This window comes from Geodermatophilus pulveris (assembly GCF_900188375.1).
Lineage (GTDB): Bacteria > Actinomycetota > Actinomycetes > Mycobacteriales > Geodermatophilaceae > Geodermatophilus > Geodermatophilus pulveris.
The window spans coordinates 387,726-411,848 of the sequence record NZ_FZOO01000004.1 but is presented as its reverse complement, the minus strand read 5'-3'; the positions used below and the strand labels follow the sequence as shown (position 1 = coordinate 411,848).

23 protein-coding genes are annotated in these 24,123 nt (G+C 76.7%); 1 reads left to right on the top strand and 22 read right to left on the bottom strand.

The annotated features are described in order from the left end of the window. Window positions 1–89: 89 nt before the first annotated feature. The 9 genes from CHB98_RS11150 to def all read right to left on the bottom strand — a co-directional run bounded on the left by CHB98_RS11150 (window position 90) and on the right by def (window position 7,568). The gene (locus CHB98_RS11150) at window positions 90–353 is read right to left on the bottom strand and encodes a phosphoribosyl-ATP diphosphatase (RefSeq protein WP_089305634.1); all 264 of its coding nucleotides are present in this window, start codon (window positions 351–353) and stop codon (window positions 90–92) included. Continuing rightward, window positions 350–874, bottom strand: a complete 525-nt coding sequence (gene ribH, locus CHB98_RS11145; protein WP_089305633.1) for a 6,7-dimethyl-8-ribityllumazine synthase — start codon at window positions 872–874, stop codon at window positions 350–352. The genes CHB98_RS11150 and ribH overlap by 4 nt, the downstream gene beginning before the upstream one ends. Next, window positions 871–2,175, bottom strand: coding sequence for a bifunctional 3,4-dihydroxy-2-butanone-4-phosphate synthase/GTP cyclohydrolase II (locus CHB98_RS11140; protein WP_089305632.1), 1,305 nt, complete (start codon window positions 2,173–2,175; stop codon window positions 871–873). Before CHB98_RS11140 ends, ribH begins: the two co-directional genes overlap by 4 nt. After that, window positions 2,172–2,807, bottom strand: a complete 636-nt coding sequence (locus tag CHB98_RS11135) for a riboflavin synthase (RefSeq protein WP_089305631.1) — start codon at window positions 2,805–2,807, stop codon at window positions 2,172–2,174. Before CHB98_RS11135 ends, CHB98_RS11140 begins: the two co-directional genes overlap by 4 nt. A gap of 2 nt (window positions 2,808–2,809) precedes the next feature. Beyond that, on the bottom strand, window positions 2,810–3,886 hold the full coding sequence (gene ribD, locus CHB98_RS11130; RefSeq protein ID WP_245821074.1) for a bifunctional diaminohydroxyphosphoribosylaminopyrimidine deaminase/5-amino-6-(5-phosphoribosylamino)uracil reductase RibD: 1,077 nt from the start codon (window positions 3,884–3,886) through the stop codon (window positions 2,810–2,812). Then, a complete protein-coding gene (rpe, locus tag CHB98_RS11125; protein WP_089305630.1) occupies window positions 3,883–4,557 on the bottom strand; it encodes a ribulose-phosphate 3-epimerase in 675 nt (224 codons plus the stop codon). The genes ribD and rpe overlap by 4 nt, the downstream gene beginning before the upstream one ends. Window positions 4,558–4,720: 163 nt before the next feature. Continuing rightward, on the bottom strand, window positions 4,721–6,106 hold the full coding sequence (locus tag CHB98_RS11120; protein WP_089305629.1) for an RsmB/NOP family class I SAM-dependent RNA methyltransferase: 1,386 nt from the start codon (window positions 6,104–6,106) through the stop codon (window positions 4,721–4,723). Then, window positions 6,103–7,086, bottom strand: coding sequence for a methionyl-tRNA formyltransferase (gene fmt, locus CHB98_RS11115; protein WP_245821073.1), 984 nt, complete (start codon window positions 7,084–7,086; stop codon window positions 6,103–6,105). The genes CHB98_RS11120 and fmt overlap by 4 nt, the downstream gene beginning before the upstream one ends. Then, the gene (gene def / locus CHB98_RS11110) at window positions 7,035–7,568 is read right to left on the bottom strand and encodes a peptide deformylase (RefSeq protein WP_089305628.1); all 534 of its coding nucleotides are present in this window, start codon (window positions 7,566–7,568) and stop codon (window positions 7,035–7,037) included. The genes fmt and def overlap by 52 nt, the downstream gene beginning before the upstream one ends. A gap of 77 nt (window positions 7,569–7,645) precedes the next feature. Here def and CHB98_RS11105 point away from each other — a divergent pair, with 77 nt between their 5' ends. Next, the gene (locus tag CHB98_RS11105; RefSeq protein ID WP_089305627.1) at window positions 7,646–8,140 is read left to right on the top strand and encodes a hypothetical protein; all 495 of its coding nucleotides are present in this window, start codon (window positions 7,646–7,648) and stop codon (window positions 8,138–8,140) included. A 28-nt stretch (window positions 8,141–8,168) separates the two neighbouring features. Here CHB98_RS11105 and CHB98_RS11100 read toward each other — a convergent pair whose 3' ends face one another. The 13 genes from CHB98_RS11100 to pyrR all read right to left on the bottom strand — a co-directional run bounded on the left by CHB98_RS11100 (window position 8,169) and on the right by pyrR (window position 24,074). After that, window positions 8,169–10,124, bottom strand: coding sequence for a primosomal protein N' (locus CHB98_RS11100; RefSeq protein WP_179224406.1), 1,956 nt, complete (start codon window positions 10,122–10,124; stop codon window positions 8,169–8,171). A gap of 181 nt (window positions 10,125–10,305) precedes the next feature. Continuing rightward, on the bottom strand, window positions 10,306–11,502 hold the full coding sequence (gene metK / locus CHB98_RS11095; RefSeq protein ID WP_089305626.1) for a methionine adenosyltransferase: 1,197 nt from the start codon (window positions 11,500–11,502) through the stop codon (window positions 10,306–10,308). Between the two features lie 115 nt (window positions 11,503–11,617). Continuing rightward, window positions 11,618–12,829 carry a bifunctional phosphopantothenoylcysteine decarboxylase/phosphopantothenate--cysteine ligase CoaBC gene (gene coaBC / locus CHB98_RS11090; RefSeq protein ID WP_089305625.1) on the bottom strand — a complete coding sequence of 404 codons (1,212 nt, stop codon included), beginning with the start codon at window positions 12,827–12,829 and terminating at the stop codon, window positions 11,618–11,620. Window positions 12,830–12,923: 94 nt separating this feature from the next. Continuing rightward, window positions 12,924–13,187, bottom strand: coding sequence for a DNA-directed RNA polymerase subunit omega (gene rpoZ / locus CHB98_RS11085; RefSeq protein ID WP_089305624.1), 264 nt, complete (start codon window positions 13,185–13,187; stop codon window positions 12,924–12,926). A 15-nt stretch (window positions 13,188–13,202) separates the two neighbouring features. Beyond that, entirely contained in the window at window positions 13,203–13,850 is a 648-nt protein-coding gene (gene gmk / locus CHB98_RS11080; protein ID WP_089305623.1) for a guanylate kinase, read from the bottom strand. Window positions 13,851–13,890: 40 nt separating this feature from the next. Next, the gene (gene mihF, locus CHB98_RS11075) at window positions 13,891–14,241 is read right to left on the bottom strand and encodes an integration host factor, actinobacterial type (RefSeq protein ID WP_089305622.1); all 351 of its coding nucleotides are present in this window, start codon (window positions 14,239–14,241) and stop codon (window positions 13,891–13,893) included. Window positions 14,242–14,564: 323 nt separating this feature from the next. Then, on the bottom strand, window positions 14,565–15,386 hold the full coding sequence (gene pyrF, locus CHB98_RS11070; protein WP_089305621.1) for an orotidine-5'-phosphate decarboxylase: 822 nt from the start codon (window positions 15,384–15,386) through the stop codon (window positions 14,565–14,567). Then, window positions 15,383–16,762 carry a beta/alpha barrel domain-containing protein gene (locus CHB98_RS11065; RefSeq protein ID WP_089305620.1) on the bottom strand — a complete coding sequence of 460 codons (1,380 nt, stop codon included), beginning with the start codon at window positions 16,760–16,762 and terminating at the stop codon, window positions 15,383–15,385. The genes pyrF and CHB98_RS11065 overlap by 4 nt, the downstream gene beginning before the upstream one ends. Then, on the bottom strand, window positions 16,759–20,061 hold the full coding sequence (carB, locus tag CHB98_RS11060; RefSeq protein WP_089305619.1) for a carbamoyl-phosphate synthase large subunit: 3,303 nt from the start codon (window positions 20,059–20,061) through the stop codon (window positions 16,759–16,761). Before carB ends, CHB98_RS11065 begins: the two co-directional genes overlap by 4 nt. A gap of 2 nt (window positions 20,062–20,063) precedes the next feature. Beyond that, a complete protein-coding gene (gene carA, locus CHB98_RS11055; protein ID WP_089305618.1) occupies window positions 20,064–21,230 on the bottom strand; it encodes a glutamine-hydrolyzing carbamoyl-phosphate synthase small subunit in 1,167 nt (388 codons plus the stop codon). Beyond that, entirely contained in the window at window positions 21,227–22,513 is a 1,287-nt protein-coding gene (locus tag CHB98_RS11050; protein ID WP_089305617.1) for a dihydroorotase, read from the bottom strand. Before CHB98_RS11050 ends, carA begins: the two co-directional genes overlap by 4 nt. Next, window positions 22,510–23,430: an aspartate carbamoyltransferase catalytic subunit gene (locus tag CHB98_RS11045; RefSeq protein ID WP_089305616.1), complete on the bottom strand. Its 921-nt coding sequence runs from the start codon at window positions 23,428–23,430 to the stop codon at window positions 22,510–22,512. Before CHB98_RS11045 ends, CHB98_RS11050 begins: the two co-directional genes overlap by 4 nt. Then, window positions 23,427–24,074, bottom strand: coding sequence for a bifunctional pyr operon transcriptional regulator/uracil phosphoribosyltransferase PyrR (pyrR, locus tag CHB98_RS22720; RefSeq protein WP_089305615.1), 648 nt, complete (start codon window positions 24,072–24,074; stop codon window positions 23,427–23,429). The genes CHB98_RS11045 and pyrR overlap by 4 nt, the downstream gene beginning before the upstream one ends. Window positions 24,075–24,123: the final 49 nt, after the last annotated feature.

The window sequence follows — 24,123 nt, the reverse complement described above, 5'->3', positions numbered from 1 at the left end:
TCGATCTCCTTCGGTGGGTGGGTGGAACGGCCCTCGCGCAGGGTCCCGCGGCGCGCGGAGCGTGCCGTGGGGGGCGCGGGGGTCCTCTCTCACAAGTGGGTGTAGACGTCGTCGAGGGTCAGCCCGCGGGCCAGCATGAGCACCTGCACCCGGTACAGCAGCTGGCTGACCTCCTCGGCGGTGCGCTCGGGCCCCTCGTGCTCGGCGGCCATCCAGGACTCGGCGGCCTCCTCGACCACCTTCTTGCCCGCGGCGTGCACGCCGTCGCGGACGGCGGTCACCGTCCCGGACGCCGGGTCGCCCGCGGCGACCTTGGCCGACAGCTCGGCGAACAGCTCGTCGAAGGTCTTCACGCGCGGCTCCTGTCGGCCGGCCGGGCGGTGAACCCCGTGGGCCGGCCGGCGCCGCGCAGCCCGCGCAGGGTCAGCGCCGTGGCCAGCGCGGCGGTGGCCGCCTCCCAGCCCTTGTCCTCCGCGGAGCCGGGCAGCCCGGCCCGGTCGCGGGCCTGCTCCTCGGTGTCGCAGGTGAGGACGCCGTTGCCGACGGGGGTGCCCGCGTCGAGGGCCACCCGGGTGAGCCCGGCGGTGACCGCGTCGCAGACGTACTCGAAGTGCGGCGTCCCGCCGCGGATCACCACGCCGAGCGCGACGACGGCGTCGTGCCGCTCGGTGAGCGCCTGGGCGACCACGGGCAGCTCGACGGCCCCGGGCACCCGGACGACGGTGGGCGTGGGCACGCCGCTGGCGGCCGCCGCGGCGACCGCGCGGTCCAGCAGCGCGCCGGTGATCTCGGCGTGCCAGGTGGTGGCGACGATGCCCAGCGTCAGGCCCGCGGCGTCCACCGCGCTGGCCTCGGGGGCTCCCCGTCCGCTCATGCCGGCTGCTCGTCCTGCCGCAGCGGCACGTCGGTGCCGGGCACGGTCCCGACGGTGTCCTCGAGGCTGGCCGACGGCTCGATGATGTCCAACAGGTGGCCCATCCGGTCGCGCTTGGTGCGCAGGTAGGCCAGGTTCTCGGCGGTGACGTGGCTGGGCAGCGGCACGCGGCCGGTCACCTTGAGCCCGTAGCCCTCCAGGCCGGCCCGCTTGGCGGGGTTGTTGGTGAGCAGCCGCATGGTGTGCACGCCGAGGTCGACGAGGATCTGCGCGCCGGTGCCGTAGTCGCGGGCGTCCGCGGGCAGGCCCAGGTCGAGGTTGGCGTCCACGGTGTCGATGCCGGCGTCCTGCAACTGGTAGGCCTGCAGCTTGTGCAGCAGGCCGATGCCGCGGCCCTCGTGGCCCCGGATGTAGAGCACGATGCCGCGGCCCTCCTGGGCGACCCCGGCCAGCGCGGCCTGCAGCTGCGGGCCGCAGTCGCAGCGCAGCGAGCCGAACACGTCGCCGGTGAGGCACTCGGAGTGCACCCGGACCAGCACGTCCTCGCCGTCGGCGATGTCGCCGTAGACGAAGGCGACGTGCTCGCGGTCGTCGTAGGAGCTGCGGTAGCCGACGGCGGTGAAGGTGCCCGGGGCCAGCGGCACGGTGGCCTCGGCGACCCGCTCGACCAGCTTGTCGAAGCGCTTGCGGTAGGCGATCAGGTCGGCGATGGAGATCAGGCAGAGGTCGTGCTCGTCGGCGAAGACGCGCAACTCCTCGCCGCGGGCCATGCCGGTCGGGTCCTTCTCGCTGACCAGCTCGCACAGCGTCCCCGAGGGGCGCAGCCCGGCGAGCACGGCGAGGTCGACGGCGGCCTCGGTGTGGCCGGGCCGGCGCAGCACGCCGCCGTCCCGGGCGCGCAGCGGCACGATGTGCCCCGGCCGGGCCAGGTCGGTGGCGTCGGTCCCGGGGTCGGCGAGCAGCCGGATGGTGTGCGCCCGGTCGGCGGCGGAGATGCCGGTGGTCACGCCCTCGCGTGCGTCGACGGTGACGGTGTAGGCGGTGCCGCGGCGGTCCTGGTTCACCCGGAACATGGGCGGCAGGTCCAGCCGGTCGGCGTCGGCCTCGGTGACGGCCACGCAGATGTAGCCGGAGGTGTAGCGGACCATGAACGCGACCAGCTCGGGGGTGACCAGCTCCGAGGCGAAGATCAGGTCGCCCTCGTTCTCCCGGTCCTCGTCGTCGATGACGACGACCGGCCGGCCGCTCTTGACCGCGGCGATGGCGTCCTCGACGGTGTCCAGGCGGACGGCGGCGGTCACCGGTGGGCCCCCAGCAGGCGCTCCACGTACTTGGCGATCACGTCCACCTCCAGGTTGACCGGGCTGCCCGGGAGGACGGCACCCAGCGTGGTCTCGCGCAGGGTGGTGGGGATCAGACTGACCTCGAACCACGGCTCGGGGTCGTCGGCGGCACTGACCGCGCTGACGGTGAGCGAGACGCCGTCCAGGGTGATGGAGCCCTTCTCGACGACGTAGCGGGCCAGCTCCTGCGGCAGCGCGATCCGCACGACCTCCCAGTGCTCGCCGGGGGTGCGGGTGAGGACGGTGCCCACGCCGTCGACGTGGCCCTGCACCAGGTGCCCGCCGAGGCGGGTCTGCGGGGTCACCGCGCGCTCCAGGTTGACCGGGTCGCCGGCGCCGAGCGCGCCGATGCTGCTGCGGCGGAGGGTCTCGGCCATCACGTCGGTCGTCCACTCGTCGGCGGTGCCCGCACCCGCCGGACCCGCCCCCACGACCCCGGTGACGGTCAGGCAGACGCCGTTGACGGCGATCGAGTCGCCCAGCGCCACGCCCTCCAGCGCCCTGCGCGCCCGGATGCGCAGCCGGGCGGAGTCCTGCTGCTCCTCGCGGGCGAGCAGGACGCCGACCTCCTCGACGATGCCGGTGAACACGATCAACTCCCTCCGGTCGCGTCGCGGTCGTCCGCGGTGCGCCCGTCCCCAGTGTGCCGGGTGGGCCGCAGGCGGATCTCCACGTCCCCGCCCAGGCGGGTGAGGCCGCTGACCGTCAGGGTCAGCGCCTCGCCGATCCCGGAGATTCCCAGGTCGCCGACCAGGGACGGGCCGGCGCCGAGCAGCGTGGGGGCCAGGTGCACGACGGCCTCGTCGACCAGCCCGTCCCGCAGGAAGGCCGCGGCCAGGGTGGGGCCGCCCTCGAGCAGCACGCGGCGGACGTCGCGGGTGAACAGCTCGTCCAGCAGCGCCCGCGCGGTGGCCGCGGAGCTGACCAGGGTGGGGGCGGCGCCGTCGTGCACGCGGGCGGTGGACGGCAGCCGGCCGCGGCGGTCGAGGACCACGCGCAGCGGCTGCCGGTCGGCGTCCCGGCCGTCGGCGTCGCGGACGGTGAGCCGGGGGTCGTCGGCCAGCGCGGTGCCCGACCCCACGACGACGGCGTCGCAGGTGGCCCGCAGCCGGTGGACGGCGGCCCGCGCCTCCGGGCCGGTGACCCAGCGGCTGCTGCCGTCGGCGGCGGCGACCCGCCCGTCGAGGGTGCCGGCGACCTTCCACACCACCTGGGGCCGGTGCTCGCGGACGCCGGTCAGCCACGGACCGAGCGCGCCCTCGGCGGCCGCGGCCTCCTCGACGCCGAGGACGACGTCGACGCCGGCCGCGCGCAGCCGCTGCGCGCCGCCCCCGGCCAGCCGCGTCGGCTCGGGGACCGCGACCACCACCCGGGCGATCCCGGCGGCCAGCAGCGCGTCCGCGCACGGGCCGGTGCGCCCGGTGTGCGCGCACGGCTCCAGGGTGACCACCGCCGTCCCCCCGCGGGCCCGCTCGCCGGCCTGCGCGAGGGCCCGCACCTCGGCGTGCGGCCCCCCGGGCGGCGCGGTCGCGCCCTCCCCCACCGGCGTCCCGTCGGCGGCCAGGACCACCGCGCCCACCGCCGGGTTCGGGCTGGTGGTGCCCAGGACGTCCCAGCCGAGCTCCCGGGCGCGGGCCATGGCGCTGGACTCGGCCGCGGGGACGCTCACCCGGGCTGTGCCGCGGTCGCCGTGGCGCGCAGCGCGGCGATCGCCCGGGCGGGGTCGTCGGCGCCGTAGACGGCGGAGCCCGCGACGAAGACGTCGGCCCCGGCCTCGGCGGCCTGCTCGATGGTCTCGGCGTTGATGCCGCCGTCCACCTCGACCAGCAGCGTGAGGTGGCCGGTGTCGGTCAGCTCCCGCGCCCGGCGCACCTTGGGCAGGGTCCCGGCGATGAACGACTGGCCGCCGAAGCCGGGCTCGACGGTCATGACCAGCAGGGTGTCGAACCCGCGGAGGACGTCGAGGTAGGGGTCGAGGTCGGTGCCCGGCTTGAGCGCCAGGCCGGCCAGCGACCCGGCGGCGCGCAGGTCCCGGGCCAGGGCGCGCGGGTCGCCGGTGCAGGCCTCGGCGTGCACGGTCACGTTCCGCGCGCCGGCCTCGGCGTAGCCCGGCGCCCAGCGCTCCGGGGCCTCGATCATGAGGTGGCAGTCCAGCGGCACGGGGCTGACCGCCTGCACCGCCTGCATCACCGGCAGGCCGAAGGTCAGGTTGGGCACGAAGTGGGCGTCCATGACGTCGAAGTGCAGCCAGTCGGCGTCGGCCACCCGCTGCGCCTCCTCGCCCAGCCGGGCGAAGTCCGCCGACAGGAGACTGGGGGCGATCAGCGGGCGGCGGGGCACGTCCGCCGAGTCTAGGTCCGGGCCGATCGGCGTTCCCCGGCCGTGGGGGCAGCGGGCCGACCCGGGGCGGGGAGGGTGTGCGCCGGGGCCCCGTCCGCGGCCACGGGACGGGGCCCCGGCGCACGACCTCGGCCGGCGGCGCCCCACCCGACCCCCGCCGGGCTCAGCGGGTACGGCGGAGCAGGGCCAGGAACATCGCGTCGGTGCCGTGCCGGTGCGGCCAAAGCTGCCCGTGGTCCCCGCGCGCCATCCCGGGCACCTCGGGGAACAGCGGCGCGACCGGCAGCACCTCGACGTCGTCCCGCCCGGCCGCGGCGTCGACGACGGCGACGGTCTCGGCGGTGTGCGGCGAGCACGTCACGTAGGCGACCACGCCGCCGGGGCGCACCGAGGCCAGCGCACCGTCCAGCAGCGCCGTCTGCAGCTCGGCGAGCGGCGCGACGTCGTCCGCGGTCCGGCGCCAGCGCACCTCGGGGCGGCGGCGCAGCGCCCCCAGCCCGGTGCACGGGGCGTCCAGCAGCACCCGGTCGAAGGAGCCCGACGGCCACGGCGGCGTCCGGCCGTCGGCGACGACCACCTCGACGCCGGCCTCCTCGCCCAGCGCCTGTCGGACCAGCTCGGCCCGGTGCGGCGCCCGGTCGGCCGCGGTGATCCGCACCCCCTCGGGCCGGACGGCGGCCAGCAGCCCGGCCTTGCCCCCGGGGCCGGCGCAGACGTCCAGCCAGGCGGCGTCCCGGCCCTCCAGCGGGGCGCGGGCCAGCAGCAGCGCGGCCAGCTGGCTGCCCTCGTCCTGCACCGCGGCTCGGCCGGCGCGCACCGACGGCACGCGCGCCGGGTCCCCACCGCCGAGCCGGACGGCGTACGGCGACCACGGCCCCGGCTCCCCGCCGGACTCCGCCACCAGCTGCTCGCGCGGCACCCGGCGGGCGACCAGGTGCACCTCCGGGGCGGCGCCGTCGGCCAGCAGCGCGGCCTCGAGCTCGCCGGCGTCCGCGCCCAGCGCGTCGCGCCAGGCCTCGACGACCCAGCGCGGGTGGTCGGTGGCCAGGGCCAGCCGCTGGTCGCCGTCCCCGCCGAGCTGCTCGACCCAGGCCGCCCGGTCGCCGCCGGCGGCGACCTTGCGCAGCACCGCGTTCACCAGCCCCGAGGCGCCGGTGCCGACGATCGCCCGGGTGAGCGCCACGGTCGTGTCGACCGCGGCGTGCGCCGGCACCCGCAGGTCCAGCAGCTGGTAGGCGCCCAGCCGCAGCAGGTCCAGCACCCGCGGGTCCAGCTCGGCCAGCGGCCGGGAGACCAGCGGGGCCAGCACCGCGTCCAGGGTGCCGGTGGCCCGCAGCGCCCCGTAGGCGAGCTGGGTGGCGAACGCGGCATCGCGCCCGTTGAGGTCGGCGGCCCGCTCGCGCAGCAGCTGCGGCAGCAGCAGGTTGGCGTACGCGGCGCGGCTGGTGACGCCGTCCAGGACGTCGTAGGCGGTCAGCCGGGCGCCGTCCAGGGCCGGCCGGCGGCGGCGGGACGTCGGACGACGGGTGCCGCCGCGCGGGCCGCTCACGAGTCCCCGCCCAGCCGCTCGCCCGGTGCCGGGCGGGCCCCGCGGGCCCAGTCGGGCGCGGGCAGCATGCGCCGGCCGGCCGGCTGCACCTCACCGAGCCGGACGGCGCCGCGGCCGGTGCCCACGAGCACGCCGGTCGGCCCCACCGACAGCTCGCCGGGCTCCAGGCCGAGCGACGAGGGCAGCGGCTCGACCGGGCCCAGCCGCAGCCGGTCCCCGCGCCACGTCGTCCAGGCCCCGGGTGCCGGGGTGGTCCCGCGCACCCGGCGGTCGACCACGTGCGCGGGCAGTGACCAGTCCACGCGGGCGTCGGCCGGCTCGATCCGCGGGGCCAGGCTCACGCCGTCGGCCGGCTGCGGCCGGGGCTCCAGGGTGCCGGCCGCGATGCCGTCGAGGGTGGTCACCAGCAGCCGGGCGCCGCTGACCGCGAGCCGGGCCAGCAGGTCCCCGGCGGTGTCCCGGGGCGCGACGGGCTCGGTGACCACGCCGTACACCGGGCCGGTGTCCAGGCCCTCCTCCAGCCGGAAGGTCGAGGCCCCGGTGACCTCGTCGCCGGCCATGACCGCGTGCTGCACCGGTGCGGCGCCGCGCCAGGCGGGCAGCAGGGAGAAGTGCAGGTTGACCCAGCCGAACCGCGGCACCGCCAGCGCCGCGGCCGGGACCAGGGCGCCGTAGGCCACCACGGGCGCGCAGTCGACGGCGAGGTCGGCCAGCTGCTCGAGGAAGTCCGGGTCGCGCGGCGACCGCGGCTGCAGCACCGGGACTCCGGCGGCGTCGGCCCGCTCGGCGACCGGCGACCGGCTGACCCGGCGGCCGCGCCCGGACGGTGCGTCGGGCCGGGTCAGCACGGCCACCACGTCGTGGTCGGAGGCCAGCAGGAGTTCCAGGGAGGGGACGGCGACGTCCGGCGTCCCGGCGAGGAGCAGCCTCAGTGGGGGCTCACCTCGACCCGCGGCACCCAGGCGCCGGCACCGGCCCACTCGGCCTCGCTGATCGCGGCGAGGGCCGCCGCGCGGGCCTCGGCGTCCAGCCGGTCGACGAACAGCACGCCGTCGAGGTGGTCGACCTCGTGCTGCACCGCGCGGGCCAGCATGTGCGAGCCCTCGACGCGCAGCGGCTCCCCGTGCAGGTCGACCCCGGTGGCGGCCACGTACAGGTGCCGCCGGCAGTCGAAGGTGTACCCGGGGATGGACAGGCAGCCCTCCGGGCCCTCCTCGGTCTCCTCCCCCACCGTCGTCACCTCGGGGTTGACCAGGTGGCCGACCTCGCCGTCGACGTACCAGGTGAAGACCCGCAGGCCCACGCCGATCTGCGGCGCGGCCAGCCCGGCGCCCCCCGCGGCGAACATGGTGTCGGTGAGGTCTGCCACCAGCCGGCGCAGCTCGCGGTCGAAGTCGACGACCGGGGCGGCCGGGGTGCGCAGCACCGGGTCGCCCATCAGCCGGATCGGGGTCACGCTCACCGGTCGATCCTAGAAGCACCCCCCGCGACCCTCCGCTCGTGCCGCGGCGGGAGGGGGGACCTGGCTACCGTGCAGCCATGGCCTCAGCCACGTCGCACCGGGTCCGAGCGGTCGTCAGCGCCGTCGTCGACGGCCTGGTGGTGGGCAGCGCGGAGGCGGCCCTGGAGCTGCCCGCCCGGTCCTGGGCCCGGGCCCGGGTGTACCTGGCGATCGGCGCGGCGGTGACCGGCGAGACCGTCGTGCGCGAGCTGCCGACGCTGCGCCGGGCGCTGCGCGGACTGCCCCCGCTGCCCGACGAGCCGTACGACCAGACGGCCCGGCTCGCGCAGGCGCTGGTGACCACCGGCTGGGGGCTGGTGGCCACCGTGCTCGACGGGCCGGTCAGCCGGGAGCTGAGCCGCCGCGGCCACGCCCACCCGCACCTGCTGCTCGGGCTGGTGGTGGGCGTGGCCACGGCGGTCTCCGCCGCGCCGGTGTGGTGGCGCAGGGCGACGGCCCGGATCGCCCAGGACCGGTCCACCGCCGGCCTGGACGACGAGCTCGCCGAGCTGCTGGAGCAGATGCGGGACTGAGACCGGACCCCGCCCTCGCGCGGCCGGCTCAGACCAGGTCCAGCGGGTCCAGCTGCACCCGGACGTGATCGCGCACCTTCCTCGCGCTGCGCACGCCCTGCACCTGCGCGAGCGCCTGCGCCAGCGCCGCGCCCTCCCCGCGCGGCACCCGCACCAGGTACCGCTCCCGCGCCCCCTCCTGGCCGGCGCGCGGCGGTTCGGGCACCGGGCCCAGCAGGTCGGCGGCGGCGGGCAGCCGCGCGGCCTCGAGGAACTCCGCGAGCGCCGGCGGCGTCCCGGACAGCGCGGCCATCCGGGTGACCGGGGGGAAGCCGAGCTCCCGGCGGTCGGCCAGCTCCCGGGCGGCCAGCCAGGCCGGGTCCCAGCGGACCAGCGCCTGCACGACGGCGTGCGCGGCGTCGGCGGCGACGACCACCTGGCCGCCGGCCGACGCGGGGCGGACCAGGGTGGCCGCGTTGGCCCAGCGGCGCAGCGTCTCCTCCCCCGCCCGCAGGTCCGCGCGCCCCAGCAGCGCCCAGGAGTCCAGCAGCAGCGCGGCGCCGTAGCCGCCCTCGGCGACCGGCTCGGCGCCCGGCGTGGCGACCACCAGCGCCGGGCCGGCGGGCACCGTGGCCAGCACGCCCGACCCGCGGCCGGACACCCGCACGGCGGCGCCGGGGAAGGCCCGGCCCAGCTCCTCGGCGGTGCGCGCCGAGCCGAGCACCGAGGCGCGCAGCCTGGTGCCGTGGCAGGAGGGGCAGTCGAAGGTCGCCGCGGGCCGGGCGCACCACCGGCAGGCCGGCACCCGTGACCCGTCGTGGCCCGGCGTCGCGGCGATGCCCAGCGGGCCGGCGCAGGCCGGGCAGCGGGCCGGCGCGCGGCACCGGTCGCAGGCCAGCCCGGGCGCGTACCCGGCGCGCGGCACCTGCACGAGCACCGGGGTGCCGTCGGCCAGCGCCTGGCGGGCGACGCGGTGGGCCAGGCTGGGCAGCCGGGCGGTGCGGGCCGCCGGGTCGCGGGCCAGCTCCGCGTCGGCGCCGAGGGCCTGCACCCGGGGGGCGGCGGCGCGCAGGGTGGCCCGGTCGGCGACCAGCTCGTGCGCCCAGCCGCTGTCGACCAGCAGCTGCGCCTCGGCGGTCCGCGCGGTGCCCGCGACGACGGCGGCGCAGGAGGCGAGGTGCGCCCGGTGCACCAGCACGTCGCGGGCGTGCGCGTAGGGGGCCCGCGGCTCGGCGTGCAGGTCGTCGCCGTCGTCCCAGACGGCGACCAGCCCGAGGTCGGCGACCGGCGCGTAGACCGCGGCGCGGGTGCCGAGCACCACCGTGGCGGTGCCGCGGGCGGCCTCCAGGAACCGCCGGTAGCGGGCGTCGGGGGCGGCGTCGGCGCGCAGCACGACGAACGAGCCCGCCGGCAGCCGGGCCTGGGCGGCGGCGGCCAGCCGGTCGAGGTCGCGGCCGTCGGGGGTCACGACCAGGGCGCCGCGGCCGCCGGACAGCGCCGCCTGGCACAGCTCGGCCAGCCGGGCCGGCCAGTCCTCCCCCGGCAGCGCGGTCCACACCGCGCGGGCGGGGCGGCCCTCGGCGACGGCGGTCAGCAGCGCCGGGCCGGTCGGGTACCGGGCGAAGCCGGCCGGGTCCGGCGGGGCCGGCGGCGGGGGCCGCTCGGCGGGCGGGCGCTTCTCGGCGGCGGCCCGGCGCGGCGGCACGGCCAGCCGCAGCACGTCGGTGACCGTGCCGCCCCAGCGCCCGGCCACCGCGCGGGCCAGCGCGAGCACCTCCGGGGTGAGCACCGGCTCGCCGGAGACCAGCTTCGCCAGCGGTGCGAGCGTCCCGTCGTGCTCGGTGTCCTCGCCGAGCCCGACGACGAAGCCGTCGACCAGCTGCCCGGCGAAGCGCACCCGCACCCGGCAGCCGGCCCGGACGTCGTCGGCCATCGCGTCGGGGACGGCGTAGTCGAAGGGCCGGTCCAGGTGCGCCAGGGGCACGTCGACGACGACCCGGGCCACGCGTGGGCGGCCCGGGTCGCCGGGGGGTGGTGCGGACGTCAGGGGGCCTCCGTTCGGCGCGGCCGGTCCCCCGCAGTCTCCCCCCGGGAACCGACAGCGCCGGCTCGTGACGTGCTGGAACGGCCCCCTTGCAGGGCCCCGCCGCGAGCGTGCGAGCGGTGGGGGGCAAGGGGGTCCTCTCTCAGACCCCGGTGGCCGAGCGCAGCGCCTCGACCCGGTCCAGGCGCTCCCAGGGCAGCTCGACGTCGGTGCGGCCGAAGTGCCCGTAGGCGGCGGTCGGGGCGTAGATCGGGCGCAGCAGGTCCAGGTCGCGCACGATCGCGCCCGGGCGCAGGTCGAACACCGAGCTGATCGCCTTCTCCAGCACCTCGTCGCCGACCGCGCCGGTGCCGAAGGTCTCCACGAACAGCCCGACCGGGTGCGCGGCGCCGATCGCGTAGGCCACCTGGACCTCGCAGCGGCGGGCCAGCCCGGCGGCGACGACGTTCTTGGCCACCCAGCGCATGGCGTAGGCACCGGAGCGGTCCACCTTCGACGGGTCCTTGCCGGAGAAGGCCCCGCCACCGTGGCGGGCCATGCCGCCGTAGGTGTCGACGATGATCTTGCGGCCGGTCAGCCCGGCGTCGCCCATCGGGCCGCCGATGACGAACTTGCCGGTCGGGTTGACCAGCAGCCGGTAGCCGTCGGTGGGCAGGCCCAGGGCGGCCAGCTCGGGCTCGACGACGAGCTCCTGCACGTCCGGGGCGAGCAGCTGCTCGATGGAGATGTCCTCGGCGTGCTGGGAGGACACCACCACCGTCTCGACGGCGACCGGCCGGTCGTCCTCGTAGACGACGGTGACCTGGGTCTTGCCGTCGGGGCGCAGGTAGGGCACCGAGCCGTCCTTGCGCACCGCGGACAGCCGGCGGGACAGCCGGTGGGCCAGCGCGATGGGCAGCGGCATGAGCTCGGGGGTCTCGTCGGTGGCGTAGCCGAACATCAGCCCCTGGTCGCCGGCGCCCTGGCGCTCGATCTCGTCCTCGGCCGTGCCCGCGGTGCGCGCCTCGAAGCCGGTGTCGACGCCCTGGGCGATGTCCGGGGACTGCGCGCCGATGGAGACGCTGACCCCGCAGGAGGCGCCGTCGAAGCCCTTGCGCGAGGAGTCGTAGCCGATGCCGAGGATGGTCCGCCGCACGATGTCGGCGATGTCGACGTAACCGGCGGTGGTGACCTCCCCGGCGATGTGCACCTGGCCGGTGGTGATCAGCGTCTCGACGGCCACCCGGCTGCGCGGGTCCTGCGCCAGCATCGCGTCCAGGATGGCGTCGCTGATCTGGTCGGCGATCTTGTCCGGGTGGCCCTCGGTCACCGACTCGGACGTGAAGAGGCGGCGTGACACGGGGTACTCCCTGGGGTCGGGAACGGCGGGGTGGACACCCGGGCGTGGGCGTCCCGTCGAGTGCACGTTACCGGCGCGCGGCGGACCCCGAACGCCGGCCGGGGGTTGCCCGCGGTCAGCCCAGGCGCGCGCGGACGACGTCCCAGATGCCGGCGGCGACGGCGTCCTTGCCGGCCTCGGGCAACTCGGTGACGCCTCCGTCGGCGGCCAGCACGACGGCGGCGTTGTCCGCGCGGCCGAACACCCGGCCGCCGGAGACGTCGTTGACCACGAGCAGGTCGCAGCCCTTGCGGGCCAGCTTGGCGCGGGCGTGGGTGAGGACGTCGGCGGCGTCGTCGCCGGTCTCGGCGGCGAAGCCGACCACCAGCTGACCCGGCGGCCGCTTGGTGACCAGCTCGGCGAGGACGTCGGGGTTGCGCACGAGCGGGACGGCGTCGGGCTCGGTGGCGCTGTCCTTCTTCAGCTTGGTGGCGGCGACCGCGGCCGGCCGGAAGTCGGCGACCGCGGCGGCCATCACCACGACGTCGGCATCCGCGGACTCGGCGAGCACCGCGGACCGCAGCTCCTCGGCGGTGCCCACTGGGACGACGCGGACGCCGAACGGCGCGGGCGCCTCGACGTTGGCCGCGACGAGGACGACCTCGGCGCCGCGGGCCGCGGCGACCCGGGCCAGCGCCCAGCCCTGCCGGCCGGAGGAGCGGTTGCCGAGGTAGCGGACCGGGTCCAGCGGCTCGCGGGTGCCCCCGGCACTGACCACGACCCGCCGCCCGGCCAGGTCGGCGCCCAGCGCCGCCGGGCCGGCGGCGAGCACGACGGAGGCCAGCGCGGCGATGTCGGCGGGCTCGGGCAGCCGGCCGGGCCCGGAGTCCGGGCCGGTGAGCCGGCCGACCGCGGGCGGCAGCACGATCGCGCCGCGCCGGCGCAGGGTGGCGACGTTGTCCTGGGTGGCCGGGTGCAGCCACATCTCGGTGTGCATGGCCGGGGCGAACACCACCGGGCAGTGCGCGGTGAGCAGGCTGGCGGTGAGCAGGTCGTCGGCGCGGCCGGCGGCGGCGCGGGCGAGCAGGTCGGCGGTGGCGGGGGCGACGACGACGAGGTCGGCGGTCTGCCCGATGCGCACGTGGGCCACCTCGTCGACGTCACTCCAGACGTCGGTGGTGACCGGGGTGCCCGACAGCGCCTCGAAGGTCGCCGCGCCCACGAAGTGCAGGGCAGCGCGGGTCGGGACGACCCGGACCTGGTGCCCGGACTCGGTGAAGGCGCGCACCAGCAGCGCGGCCTTGTACGCGGCCACGCCCCCGGCGACCCCCAGCACGATCCGGCTCACCTGGTCATCCTCCCGCCTGGTGACGTGCTGGAACGGCCCCGTCGCAGGGCCCCGCCCCGAGCCTGCGAGGGGTGGGGGGCGACGGGGTCCTCCTTCAGTTGTCGCCGGCGGTGTGGGTGAGCAGGCCCTCGTTGATCTCGCGCAGCGCGATGGACAGCGGCTTCTCCTGCGGGGCGGTGTCGACCAACGGGCCGACGTACTCCAGCAGGCCCTCGGAGAGCTGGCTGTAGTAGGCGTTGATCTGGCGGGCGCGCTTGGCGGCGAAGATCACCAGGCCGTACTTGCTGCTGGTGCGCTCGAGCAGCTCGTCGATCGGCGGGTTGGTGATGCCCTCGGGGGCGGGTGCGACTCCGGACACGGGCGGGCGTGCTCCTCAGATCGGTTCGGCGGGCGGCGATGCGGTGGCCCGCGGCTCGTGGGCGCTCCCGCTCCGGGACAGACCGGACGTGGGCGCAGTCAGCAATCGTACCAACTCGTCGGCGGCGCGGGCGACGTCGTCGTTGACCACCACCACGTCGAACTCGCCGGCGGCGTCCAGCTCGGCCTGGGCGATCGCCAGCCGCCGCTCCCGGACCGCCGGGGGCTCCGAGCCGCGGCCGGCCAGCCTACTCCGCAGCTCGGCCCACGACGGCGGGGCGAGGAACACCAGCTGGGCGTCGGCGTCGCGGGCGCGCACCTGCCGGGCACCCTGCAGCTCGATCTCCAGCAGGGCCGGCGCCCCGGTGGCGAGCCGCTCGCGCACGGGGGCGGCCGGGGTGCCGTAGCGGTTGCCGGCGTACTCGGCCCACTCGAGCAGGCCGTCGTCGGCGACCAGCCGGTCGAACTCGGCGTCGGAGACGAAGTGGTAGTGCACCCCGTCGACCTCACCCGGGCGGGGCCGGCGGGTGGTGGCCGACACCGACACCCACACGTCGGGGTACCGGTGCCGGACCTCCGCCACGACCGTGCCCTTGCCGACCCCGGAGGGGCCGGAGAGCACGGTCAGCCGTGCCGGGGCGTGCTCGTCGGGAGCAGGTGCCACGCGTCGTCGTCCTCGACCTCCGGGTGCCTCGGCCGGCGGGTCAGCTCTCGACGGGGACCTGCTCGGCGGCGACCTCCTGCCCGCCGAACTCCGTCTCGAGGGCCTTGCGCTGGTTGGCACCCAGACCGCGCACCCGGCGGGTCGGGGAGATCTCGAGCCGCTCCATGATCTTCGCAGCCCGCGCCTTGCCGACTCCGGGCAGGGACTCCAGGACCGCGGAGACGCGCATCTTGCCGATGACCTCGTCGGTCTCGCCCTGGCGCAGGACGTCGCCGACCGTGGCGCCCTTGCTCTTGAGCCGCTCCCGCAGCTCGGCGCGGGCCTTGCGCGCGGCCGCGGCCTTCTCGAGAGCCGCGGCACGCTGTTCGGGGGACAGGTCCGGGAGGGGCATCGTGCGACCCAATCTGTCGTCGCCGGCGTCGGACCGGCCGGCGGGGCTCGGGCTGTGTCGGCGTCGGGCTCGCTGCTGAGCCCGGCGGCCAACCTAGCTCCCGCTGTATGCGCAGGTCACGCCCGTCTGAACCGCCGTCGCGGGACTTCCCGTGAGCCTCTGCTCACCCTGCGTCGCGCCTCGTCGTCACGGTGCGTCATCCGTGCAGGTCAACGGCGGTTGCCCCCGGCGCGGCAACCGGACGATCGCGGGCCGGTGCAGGGCGGGCGACACGCCGACGAGGGCACGAACTCCCTGGTCGACGGCCGGACCGACCGGTTCTGCTATCCGGCCAGCCGGTCGGCCCACCGTGCCGCGGCGGCCCGCAGCGCCGCCGGGTCCGGGCCGGCGGCCAGCACGTCGCGGGAGACGGTCGGGACGACGGCGGTGGCGGGGTCGAACAGCCGGCGCAGGTCGGCGGCCGACCCGCCCTGCGCACCGAGCCCGGGGGCGAGCACCGGGCCGCCGAGGCCGCTCAGGTCGACGTCCAGCTCGGCCAGCGTGGCGCCGACGACGACACCGAAGGAGCCGAGGGGGCCGGCGCCGTCCTCGGCGTTCCAGCCGCGCACGGTGTCGACCACGAGCTGCGCGACCGAGCGCTCCCCCACCCGGGCGTGCTGCAGCGTGCCGGCGTCGGGGTTGGAGGTGCGGGCCAGCACGAACAGCCCGCCGCCGTGCCGCCGGGCGGTGTCGACCGCCGGCTGCAGCGCGCCGGGCCCGAGGTAGGGGCTCACGGTGAGGGCGTCCGCGGCCATCGGGTGGCCCGGCCGCAGCACGTCGGCGTAGGCGTCCATCGTCGAGCCGATGTCGCCGCGCTTGGCGTCCAGCAGCACCAGCGCCCCGGCGGCACGGGCGCGGGCCACGCCGTCCTCCAGGGCGGCCAGGCCGCGCGAGCCGTGCCGCTCGTAGAAGGCCAGCTGCGGCTTGAGGACGGCGACCGTGCCGGCCAGGGCGTCGACGACGGCGTCGGTGAACCGGGCCAGGCCCTCGGGGCCGTCGGGCAGGCCCCAGCGCGCCAGCAGCGCCGCGTGCGGGTCGATGCCCACGCACAGCGGGCCGCGGGCGGTGACGGCGCCGGCCAGGCGGGCGCCGAACGGTGCGGTCACCCGGCCACCGCCCGGGGCAGGGTGTCGCCGAGGGCGGCGGTGCAGTCGCGGGCCAGGTACGGGTCGGCGAAGGCGCCGGAGGCCGACTGCACCGCGTCGGCGCCGGCCTCCCACAGCGCGGCGAACGACGCCGGGTCGGTGACCCCGCCCATCGCCAGGACGTCGAAGGTCCACCCGCCGGCGGCGCGCAGGGCGACCAGCCGGCGGGTGAGGTCCAGCGCCGAGTCGCGGGCGGCGATGCCGGACAGCCCGGCCAGCGCCCGGCCGGGGAAGGTCGGCCGGCCGTCGCTGCGCACCACCCTGCTCTGCAGGGTGTTGATGCCGGCGACGCCGTCGACCAGCGGGGCCAGCCGCGGCACGAGGGCGGCGAGGCGCGCCTCGTCGAGCCAGGAGAGCTTGGCGACCAGCGCGGTGCGGTCGTCCAGCGCCCGGCGCACGCCCTCGACCACCGCCGCGGTGGCGTCGGCGTCCCGGCACAGCGGCGGGGCCACCCCGGCCGCCGAGGGGGCCAGCGTGTTGGGGCAGGACAGGTTCAGCTCGACCACGGTCGCGCCGGCCTGCTGCGCCAGCCGGGCGGTGCGGGCGAAGTCCTCGACCAGGGCGGGCCCGTCGCCCTCCCCCATGACGCTGACCAGCAGCAGCTGGTCGTCGTCGAGGACGGCGAGGGACGCCTCGAGGTCCGGCCCCCACTCCTCGGGTGCCGGCGACGGGACGCCGAAGGAGTTGACCGTGCTGACCGCGGGCTCGCCCGGCGGCACCCAGTCCCACGGGTCGGAGGTGACCACGGCGGCCGTACCCGGCGGCAGGCTCGCCGTCTCGCGCGGCGCGAAGGTCCAGTTGGGCCGGGCGTTGGGCTCGTGCGCCCGGCTGCGCACGGTCTTGTAGGTGAGCACGTTGTGGCCGTTGGCGGCGTTGTGCGCCACCCAGTGCCGGTCGCCGTTGAGCACGCAGGCGGGGATGCCGACCGGGAAGCCCACCTCCCGGCCGAGCACCCGCCAGCGGCGGCCGCCCGCGACCGGCCGGGCGGGCAGCCGGGGGCCCAGCGGCCGGCCCAGGTTGTCCCGGTAGGAGCCGAGGACGTCGTAGGCCGGCGTCGGCAGCCCGTGGTCGGCGAGCACCTGCGCGCAGCCGGCGGAGGCGGCGACCCGGGTGAGCAGCGGCAGGTCGTCGTCCCCGGCGTCGCCGGCGGCCAGCCGGGCGGCCAGCCCGCGGGCCGCCGCGGCCAGCGCGTCGAGCTCGGGCTGCGCGGGCCGGGCGAACCGGGTCACCCCGGCGAGGAACGCCTCGGGCAGGCCGTCGACCAGGCCGCGGGCGACCAGCTCGTCGCGCACCCGCCGGACGGCGCCGGGGACCTCCGCGCGCGGCCGGCTGCTCACCGGCGGGCCTTGGCCTCGGCGAGCGCGGCGTGCACCTCCTGCAGGCTGCGCACGCCGATGTCCCCGCGGCGCAGCGCCTCGATGCCCTGCACCGCGGCGGCCAGACCCGGCACGGTGGTGATGCACGGGATGTCGGTGGCGACGGCGGCGGTGCGGATCTCGTAGCCGTCCAGCCGGGGCCCGCTGTTGCCCGGCGAGCCGAACGGGGTGTTGACCACCATGTCGACGTCGCCGGCGAGGATCCGCTCGACGCAGTTGCCCGGCCCGGCGCTGTACTTGCCGACCACCTCGCAGGCCACCCCGTTGCGGCGCAGCACCTGGGCGGTGCCCGCGGTGGCCAGGACCCGGAAGCCGAGGTCGGCCAGCCGCTTGACCGGGAAGATCGCCGAGCGCTTGTCCCGGTTGGCCAGGGAGACGAAGACGGTGCCCTCGGTGGGCAGCGACCCGTAGGCGGCGGCCTGCGACTTCGCGAACGCCGGACCGAAGTCGGCGTCCAGGCCCATCACCTCGCCGGTGGACTTCATCTCCGGGGACAGCACCGTGTCCACGCCGTGGCCCTCGACGGTGCGGAAGCGGTGGAAGGGCAGGACCGCCTCCTTCACCGCGATCGGCATGTCGGCCGGCAGGTCCGCGCCGTCGCCGCTGGGCGGCAGCACCCCGGCCTCGCGCAGCTCGGCGATCGACTCGCCCACCGCGATCCGCGCCGCGGCCTTGGCCAGCTGCACCGCGGTCGCCTTGGACACGAACGGCACCGTGCGGCTGGCCCGGGGATTGGCCTCGATGACGTGGAGCAGGTCGTCCTTGAGCGCGTACTGCACGTTCACCAGCCCGCGCACGCCGATCCGCGCGGCCAGCTGCTCGGTGGCCCGCCGGATGCGGCCCACGTCGTCGGTGCCCAGGGTGATCGGCGGCAGGGCGCAGGCGGAGTCGCCGGAGTGGATGCCGGCCTCCTCGATGTGCTCCATGACGCCGCCGAGGAACAGCTCGGTGCCGTCGTAGAGCGCGTCGACGTCGATCTCGACGGCGTCCTCCAGGAACCGGTCGACCAGCACCGGGTGCGCCGGGCTGACGTCGGTGGCCTTGGCGATGTAGGCCTCCAGCGTGGCGTCGTCGTAGACGATCTCCATGCCGCGCCCGCCGAGCACGTAGGAGGGCCGGACCAGCACCGGGTAGCCGATCTCCGCGGCGGTCGCCCGCGCCTCGGCGAAGGTGGTCGCCGTCCCGTGCTTGGGCGCGCGCAGGCCGGTGTCGGCCAGCACCCGGGAGAACGCGCCGCGGTCCTCGGCGTCGTCGATGGCCTCCGGCGCGGTGCCCAGCACCGGGACGCCGGCGTCCTTGAGCCGCTGCGCGAGCCCCAGCGGGGTCTGCCCGCCGAGGGTGCAGACGACCCCGGCGACCGGGCCGGCGGCGCGCTCGGCCTCCACCACCTCGAGGACGTCCTCGAGGGTCAGCGGCTCGAAGTAGAGCCGGTCGGCGGTGTCGTAGTCGGTGGAGACGGTCTCGGGGTTGCAGTTGACCATCACCGCCTCGTAGCCGGCGTCCTGCAGCGCCTGGACGGCGTGCACGCAGGAGTAGTCGAACTCGATGCCCTGGCCGATCCGGTTCGGCCCGGACCCCAGGATGAGCACCGCGGGCTTCTCCCGGGGCACCACCTCGGTCTCCTCGTCGTAGGAGGAGTAGTGGTACGGGGTCCGGGCGGCGAACTCCGCAGCGCAGGTGTCGACGGTCTTGTACACCGGCCGGATGTCCAGCCGGCGGCGCAGCGTCCGGACGCCGTCCTCCCCGGCCAGCTCGGGGCGCAGCGCGGCGATCTGCCGGTCGGACAGCCCGTACCGCTTGGCCCGCCGCAGCAGGTCCGGCGTCAGCGCGGGGGCGCCGCGCACCTCGTCGCCGAGCTCGGAGACCAGCGCGATCTGGTCGACGAACCACGGGTCGAACCCGCTGGCCGCGGCGACCTGCTCGACGGTCGCGCCGGCGGACAGGGCCTGCTCGGCGAGGGTCAGGCGGCCGTCGACCGGCGTGCGCAGCGCCTCGAGCAGCTCGGCGGCCGACCGGGTGTCGGGGGGGCCGGTCCAGAAGCCGGCGGCCCTGGTCTCCGTCGACCGCATGGCCTTGCCCAGCGCCTCGGGGAAGTTGCGGCCCATCGCCATGACCTCGCCGACGCTCTTCATCGTCGTGGTCAGCCGCGGGTCCGCGCCGGGGAACTTCTCGAAGGCGAACCGCGGGATCTTCACCACCACGTAGTCCAGCGTCGGCTCGAAGGCGGCCGGGGTGACGCCGGTGATGTCGTTGGTGATCTCGTCGAGGGTGTAGCCGATGGCCAGCTTGGCGGCGATCTTGGCGATCGGGAAGCCGGTGGCCTTGGACGCCAGCGCGCTGGACCGGGAGACCCGCGGGTTCATCTCGATGACGACGAGGCGCCCGGTCCGCGGGTGGACGGCGAACTGGATGTTGCAGCCGCCGGTGTCCACGCCGACCGCGCGCAGCACCGCGATGCCGACGTCGCGCATCCGCTGGTACTCGACGTCGGTGAGGGTCATCGCGGGGGCGACGGTCACCGAGTCGCCGGTGTGCACCCCCATGGCGTCGACGTTCTCGATCGAGCAGACCACCACCACGTTGTCGCTGCGGTCGCGCATCAGCTCGAGCTCGAACTCCTTCCAGCCGAGCACCGACTCCTCGACGAGCACGGTGTGCACCGGGGAGTCGGCCAGGCCGTGGGCGGCCATCCGGCGCAGCATCGGCTCGTCGGTGGCGATGCCCGAGCCCAGCCCGCCCATGGTGAAGCTGGGCCGGATGACCACCGGGTAGCCGACCTCGCCGGCGGTGTCCAGCGCCTCGTCGACGGTGCCGCACACCCGCGACCGGGGGGCGTCGGCGCCGACGGACCGGACGATGTCCTTGAACAGCTGCCGGTCCTCGCCGCGGTTGATCGCGTCGACGTCGGCGCCGATCAGCCGCACGCCGTGGCGCTCCAGCGTGCCGTTCTCGTACAGGCCGATGGCGATGTTCAGCGCGGTCTGCCCGCCGAGGGTGGCCAGCAGCGCGTCGGGGCGCTCCTTGGCGATGACCTTCTCGACGAACTCCGCCGTCAGCGGCTCGATGTAGGTCGCGTCGGCGACCTCGGGGTCGGTCATGATCGTCGCCGGGTTGCTGTTGACCAGGCTGACCCGCAGCCCCTCGGCCTTGAGCACCCGGCAGGCCTGGGTGCCGGAGTAGTCGAACTCGGCGGCCTGGCCGATGAGGATCGGCCCGGAGCCGATCACCATGACGTGCTGGATGTCCGTCCGCCTCGGCACGGTCAGACCCCCTCTCCGGTGCTGCGCCCCACGACCGGGGGCGGGGTGACGGCGTCCCCGCCGTCGCGGGTGGCCGCCATGAGGTCGACGAAGCGGCCGAACAGCGGCGCGGCGTCGTGCGGGCCGGCCGCGGACTCGGGGTGGAACTGCACGCTGAACGCCGGGGCGTCGAGCAGCCGCAGCCCCTCGACGACGTCGTCGTTGAGGCCCACGTGGCTGACCTCGACCCGCCCGTACGGGGTGTCGGTGGGCCGGTCCAGCGGGGCGTCGACGGCGAAGCCGTGGTTGTGGCTCGTCACCCGCACCGTGCCGCTGACCCGGTCGAGCACCGGCTGGTTGAGGCCGCGGTGGCCGAAGCGCAGCTTGTAGGTGCCCAGGCCGAGGGCCCGGCCGAGGATCTGGTTGCCGAAGCAGATGCCGAACAGCGGGCGGCGGGCGTCCAGCACGCCGCGGACGGCCGCCACCGCGTAGTCGGCGGCCGCCGGGTCGCCGGGGCCGTTGGAGACGAAGACGCCGTCGGGACCGGCGGCCAGCAGGTCCTCGGCGGTGGCCGTGGCCGGCAGCACGTGCGTCTCCACGCCGAGGGCGGCCAGGTGCCGCGGGGTGGCGGTCTTGATGCCGAGGTCCAGCGCGGCGACGGTGAACCGCCGCTCCCCCACCGCCGGGACGACGTAGGGGTCGTCCGCGGTCACCGCGGGGGCCAGGTCGGCGCCGGTCATGCCCTCGGCGGCCCGCACCCGGGTCAGCAGCTCCGCGGCCGGCAGCCCCTCGCTGCTGATGCCGGCCCGCATGGCGCCGCGGTCGCGCAGGTGGCGGGTCAGCGCGCGGGTGTCGATGCCGCTGATGCCGACGACGCCCTGCGCGGCCAGCTCGCCGTCCAGGCTGCCGGTGGCCCGCCAGTTCGCCGGGCGCCGGGCGGGGTCGCGGACGACGAAGCCGGCCACCCACATGCGGCGGCTCTCGTCGTCCTCGGCGTTGACCCCGGTGTTGCCGATGTGCGGGGCGGTCATCACCACGATCTGGCGGGCGTAGCTGGGGTCGGTCAGCGTCTCCTGGTAGCCGGTCATCCCGGTGGCGAACACCGCCTCGCCCAGCGTCGTCCCGACCGCACCGTAGGCCTCGCCCCGGAACGTGCGCCCGTCCTCGAGCACGAGGATCGCGGGGCTCACCGGGTCGCCTTGCCGTCGGTCACCGTCGGGACACCTCTCAGGAACGTGTGGACGACGCGGCCGGGCAGCTCCCGGCCGGCGTAGGGGCTGTTGCGGCTGCGGCTGGCCAGCGCAGCGGGGTCCACGACCGCGCGCGCGGCCGGGTCCAGCAGCAGCAGGGTGGCCGGCTCGCCCGGGGCGAGCGGCCGGCCGTGCGTCTCCAGCCGGCCGATGGCCGCCGGGCGGACCGACATCCGGTCGGCGACGCCGCGCCAGTCCAGCAGGCCGGTCTCCACCATCGTCGCGACGACGACGGACAGCGCCTGCTCCAGGCCGAGCATCCCCGGGCGGGCGCCGGCCCACTCGCTCTCCTTGTCCTCGACCGCGTGCGGCGCGTGGTCGGTGGCGACCGCGTCGATCACGCCCTCGGCCAATCCGCGCCTCACGGCTGCCACATCCGCGTCCGTCCGGAGCGGCGGGTTGACCTTGAACACCGGGTCGTAGCCCTCGGCGCACTCGTCGGTGAGCAGCAGGTGGTGCGGGGTCACCTCCGCGGTCACCTGCACCCCGCGCGACTTCGCCCACCGGAGGATCTCCACCGAGCCGGCGGTGGAGACGTGGCAGACGTGCAGCCGGGCGCCGACGTGCCCGGCCAGCAACACGTCGCGGGCGATGATCGCCTCCTCCGCGGCGGCCGGCCAGCCGGTGAGGCCGAGGCGGGCGGAGCGGTCGCCCTCGTGCATCTGCGCGCCGGTGGTCAGCCGCGGCTCCTCGGCGTGCTGGGCGACGACGCCGTCCAGCGCCTTGACGTACTCCAGCGCGCGGCGCATCAGCGCCGGGTCCGCGACGCACATCCCGTCGTCGGAGAAGACCCGCACCCGGGCGGCGGAGTCGGCCATCGCGCCGAGCTCGGCCAGCCGCTCGCCGCGCAGGCCCACGGTCACCGCCCCCACCGGGACGACGTCGACCAGGCCGGCCTGCTGGCCCAGGCGCCACACCTGCTCGACGACGCCGGCGGTGTCGGCGACCGGGTCGGTGTTGGCCATGGCGTGCACCGCGGTGTAGCCGCCCAGGGCCGCCGCGCGGCTGCCGGTCTCGACGGTCTCGGCGTCCTCCCGGCCGGGCTCGCGCAGGTGGGTGTGCAGGTCGACCAGGCCGGGCAGCGCCACCAGCCCGGCGGCGTCGACCACCTCGGCGTCCGGGGCGGACAGCGACCCGCCGACCGCGGCGACGTGCCCGTCCCGGAGCAGGATGTCCGCGGCGTCCTCGCCGTAGGGCCGGGCCCCTCGGATCAGGACCGTCATGACGGGGCGCCTCCCAGCAGCAGGTAGAGCACGGCCATGCGCACGGAGACCCCGTTGCCGACCTGCTCGACGATCGTGGAGCGGACGGAGTCGGCCACCTCGGCGGCGATCTCCATCCCGCGGTTCATCGGGCCCGGGTGCATGACGATCGCGTCGTCGCCCAGGGCTGCCATGCGGCGCGCGTCCAGGCCGTAGCGGCGGCTGTACTCCCGCGCGCTGGGGAAGTACGAGGCGGCCATCCGCTCGGCCTGCACCCGCAGCATCATCACCACGTCGGCCTTGGGCAGGACGGCGTCCAGGTCGTAGGAGACCTCCGCCGGCCAGCTGCCCACCCCGACCGGCAGCAGCGTGGGCGGGGCGACCAGGGTCACCTCGGCGCCGAGGGTGTGCAGCAGCCGCACGTTGGAGCGGGCCACCCGGCTGTGCAGCACGTCGCCGACGACCGCCACCCGCACGCCCTCGAGCCGGCCCAGCCGGTGCCGGATCGTGTAGGCGTCCAGCAGCGCCTGGGTGGGGTGCTCGTGGGTGCCGTCGCCGGCGTTGACCACGCTGCCGCGGACCCAGTGCGCCAGCCGGTGCGGGGCGCCGGACGCGGAGTGCCGGACGACGATCGCGTCGGAGCCCATCGCCTCCAGCGTCAGCGCGGTGTCCTTGAGGCTCTCGCCCTTGGACACGCTGCTGCCCTTGGCGGAGAAGTTGATGACGTCGGCGGAGAGGCGCTTGGCGGCCAGCTCGAAGGAGATCCGGGTGCGGGTGGAGTCCTCGTAGAAGAGGTTGACCACCGTCCGGCCGCGCAGGGTGGGCAGCTTCTTGACCTCGCGGCCGGCCAGCGCGGCGTCGATCTGCGCGGCGGTGTCCAGCACCAGCGTCGCGTCGGCGCGGTCCAGGTCGGCCGCCTCCAGCAGGTGCCGCCTCACGCCGTGCCCCCCTGGTCGGTTCCGCGGTCGCTCCGCTCCTCGCTCGCAGAGCTCACTGCGATGCCCACTCCCTGTCGCTCTCCGTCCACCACCAGGACCTCGTCCACGCCGTCGGTCTCGGCCAGGTGCACCCGCACCTGCTGGCCGCGGGACGTCGGCAGGTTCTTGCCCACGTAGTCGGCGCGGATCGGCAGCTCGCGGTGCCCGCGGTCGACCAGCACCGCCAGCTGCACCGCCCGCGGCCGGCCGAGGTCGCGCAGCGCGTCCAGCGCGGCCCGCACCGACCGCCCGGAGTACAGGACGTCGTCCACGAGGACGACCAGCCGGCCGTCGATGCCGCGCTCGGGCAGCACGGTCTCCTCCAGCGCCCGGACGCCGCGCGTGCGCAGGTCGTCGCGGTAGAGGGTGATGTCGACGGTGCCCACGTCGACGGGGGCGCCGGAGAAGGACTCGATCCGGGCGGCCAGCCGGCGGGCCAGGGGCGCGCCGCGGGTCGGGATGCCGACGAGGACGACATCGGCGCCCGCGCACTTCTCGATCACCTGGTGGGCCATCCGGTCGACCACGCGGGCGACGTCGGCGGCGGGGAGCACCGCGGACGGCGACGGGGGGTCGCCGTGGGCAGGTGCGGGCGAGCGGGCCATGCGGCCTCCTTCCCCGCCTCACGGGACGGGTCGTTAAAGGAGTGGTCGG

Excerpts from the sequence above, each read along its gene's own strand:
- ribH (WP_089305633.1), bottom strand. The coding sequence starts at position 874 with ATGAGCGGACGGGGAGCCCCCGAGGCCAGCGCGGTGGACGCCGCGGGC.
- CHB98_RS11105 (WP_089305627.1), top strand. The coding sequence starts at position 7,646 with ATGGCCTCAGCCACGTCGCACCGGGTCCGAGCGGTCGTCAGCGCCGTC.
- mihF (WP_089305622.1), bottom strand. The coding sequence starts at position 14,241 with ATGCCCCTCCCGGACCTGTCCCCCGAACAGCGTGCCGCGGCTCTCGAG.
- CHB98_RS11050 (WP_089305617.1), bottom strand. The coding sequence starts at position 22,513 with ATGACGGTCCTGATCCGAGGGGCCCGGCCCTACGGCGAGGACGCCGCG.
- pyrR (WP_089305615.1), bottom strand. The coding sequence starts at position 24,074 with ATGGCCCGCTCGCCCGCACCTGCCCACGGCGACCCCCCGTCGCCGTCC.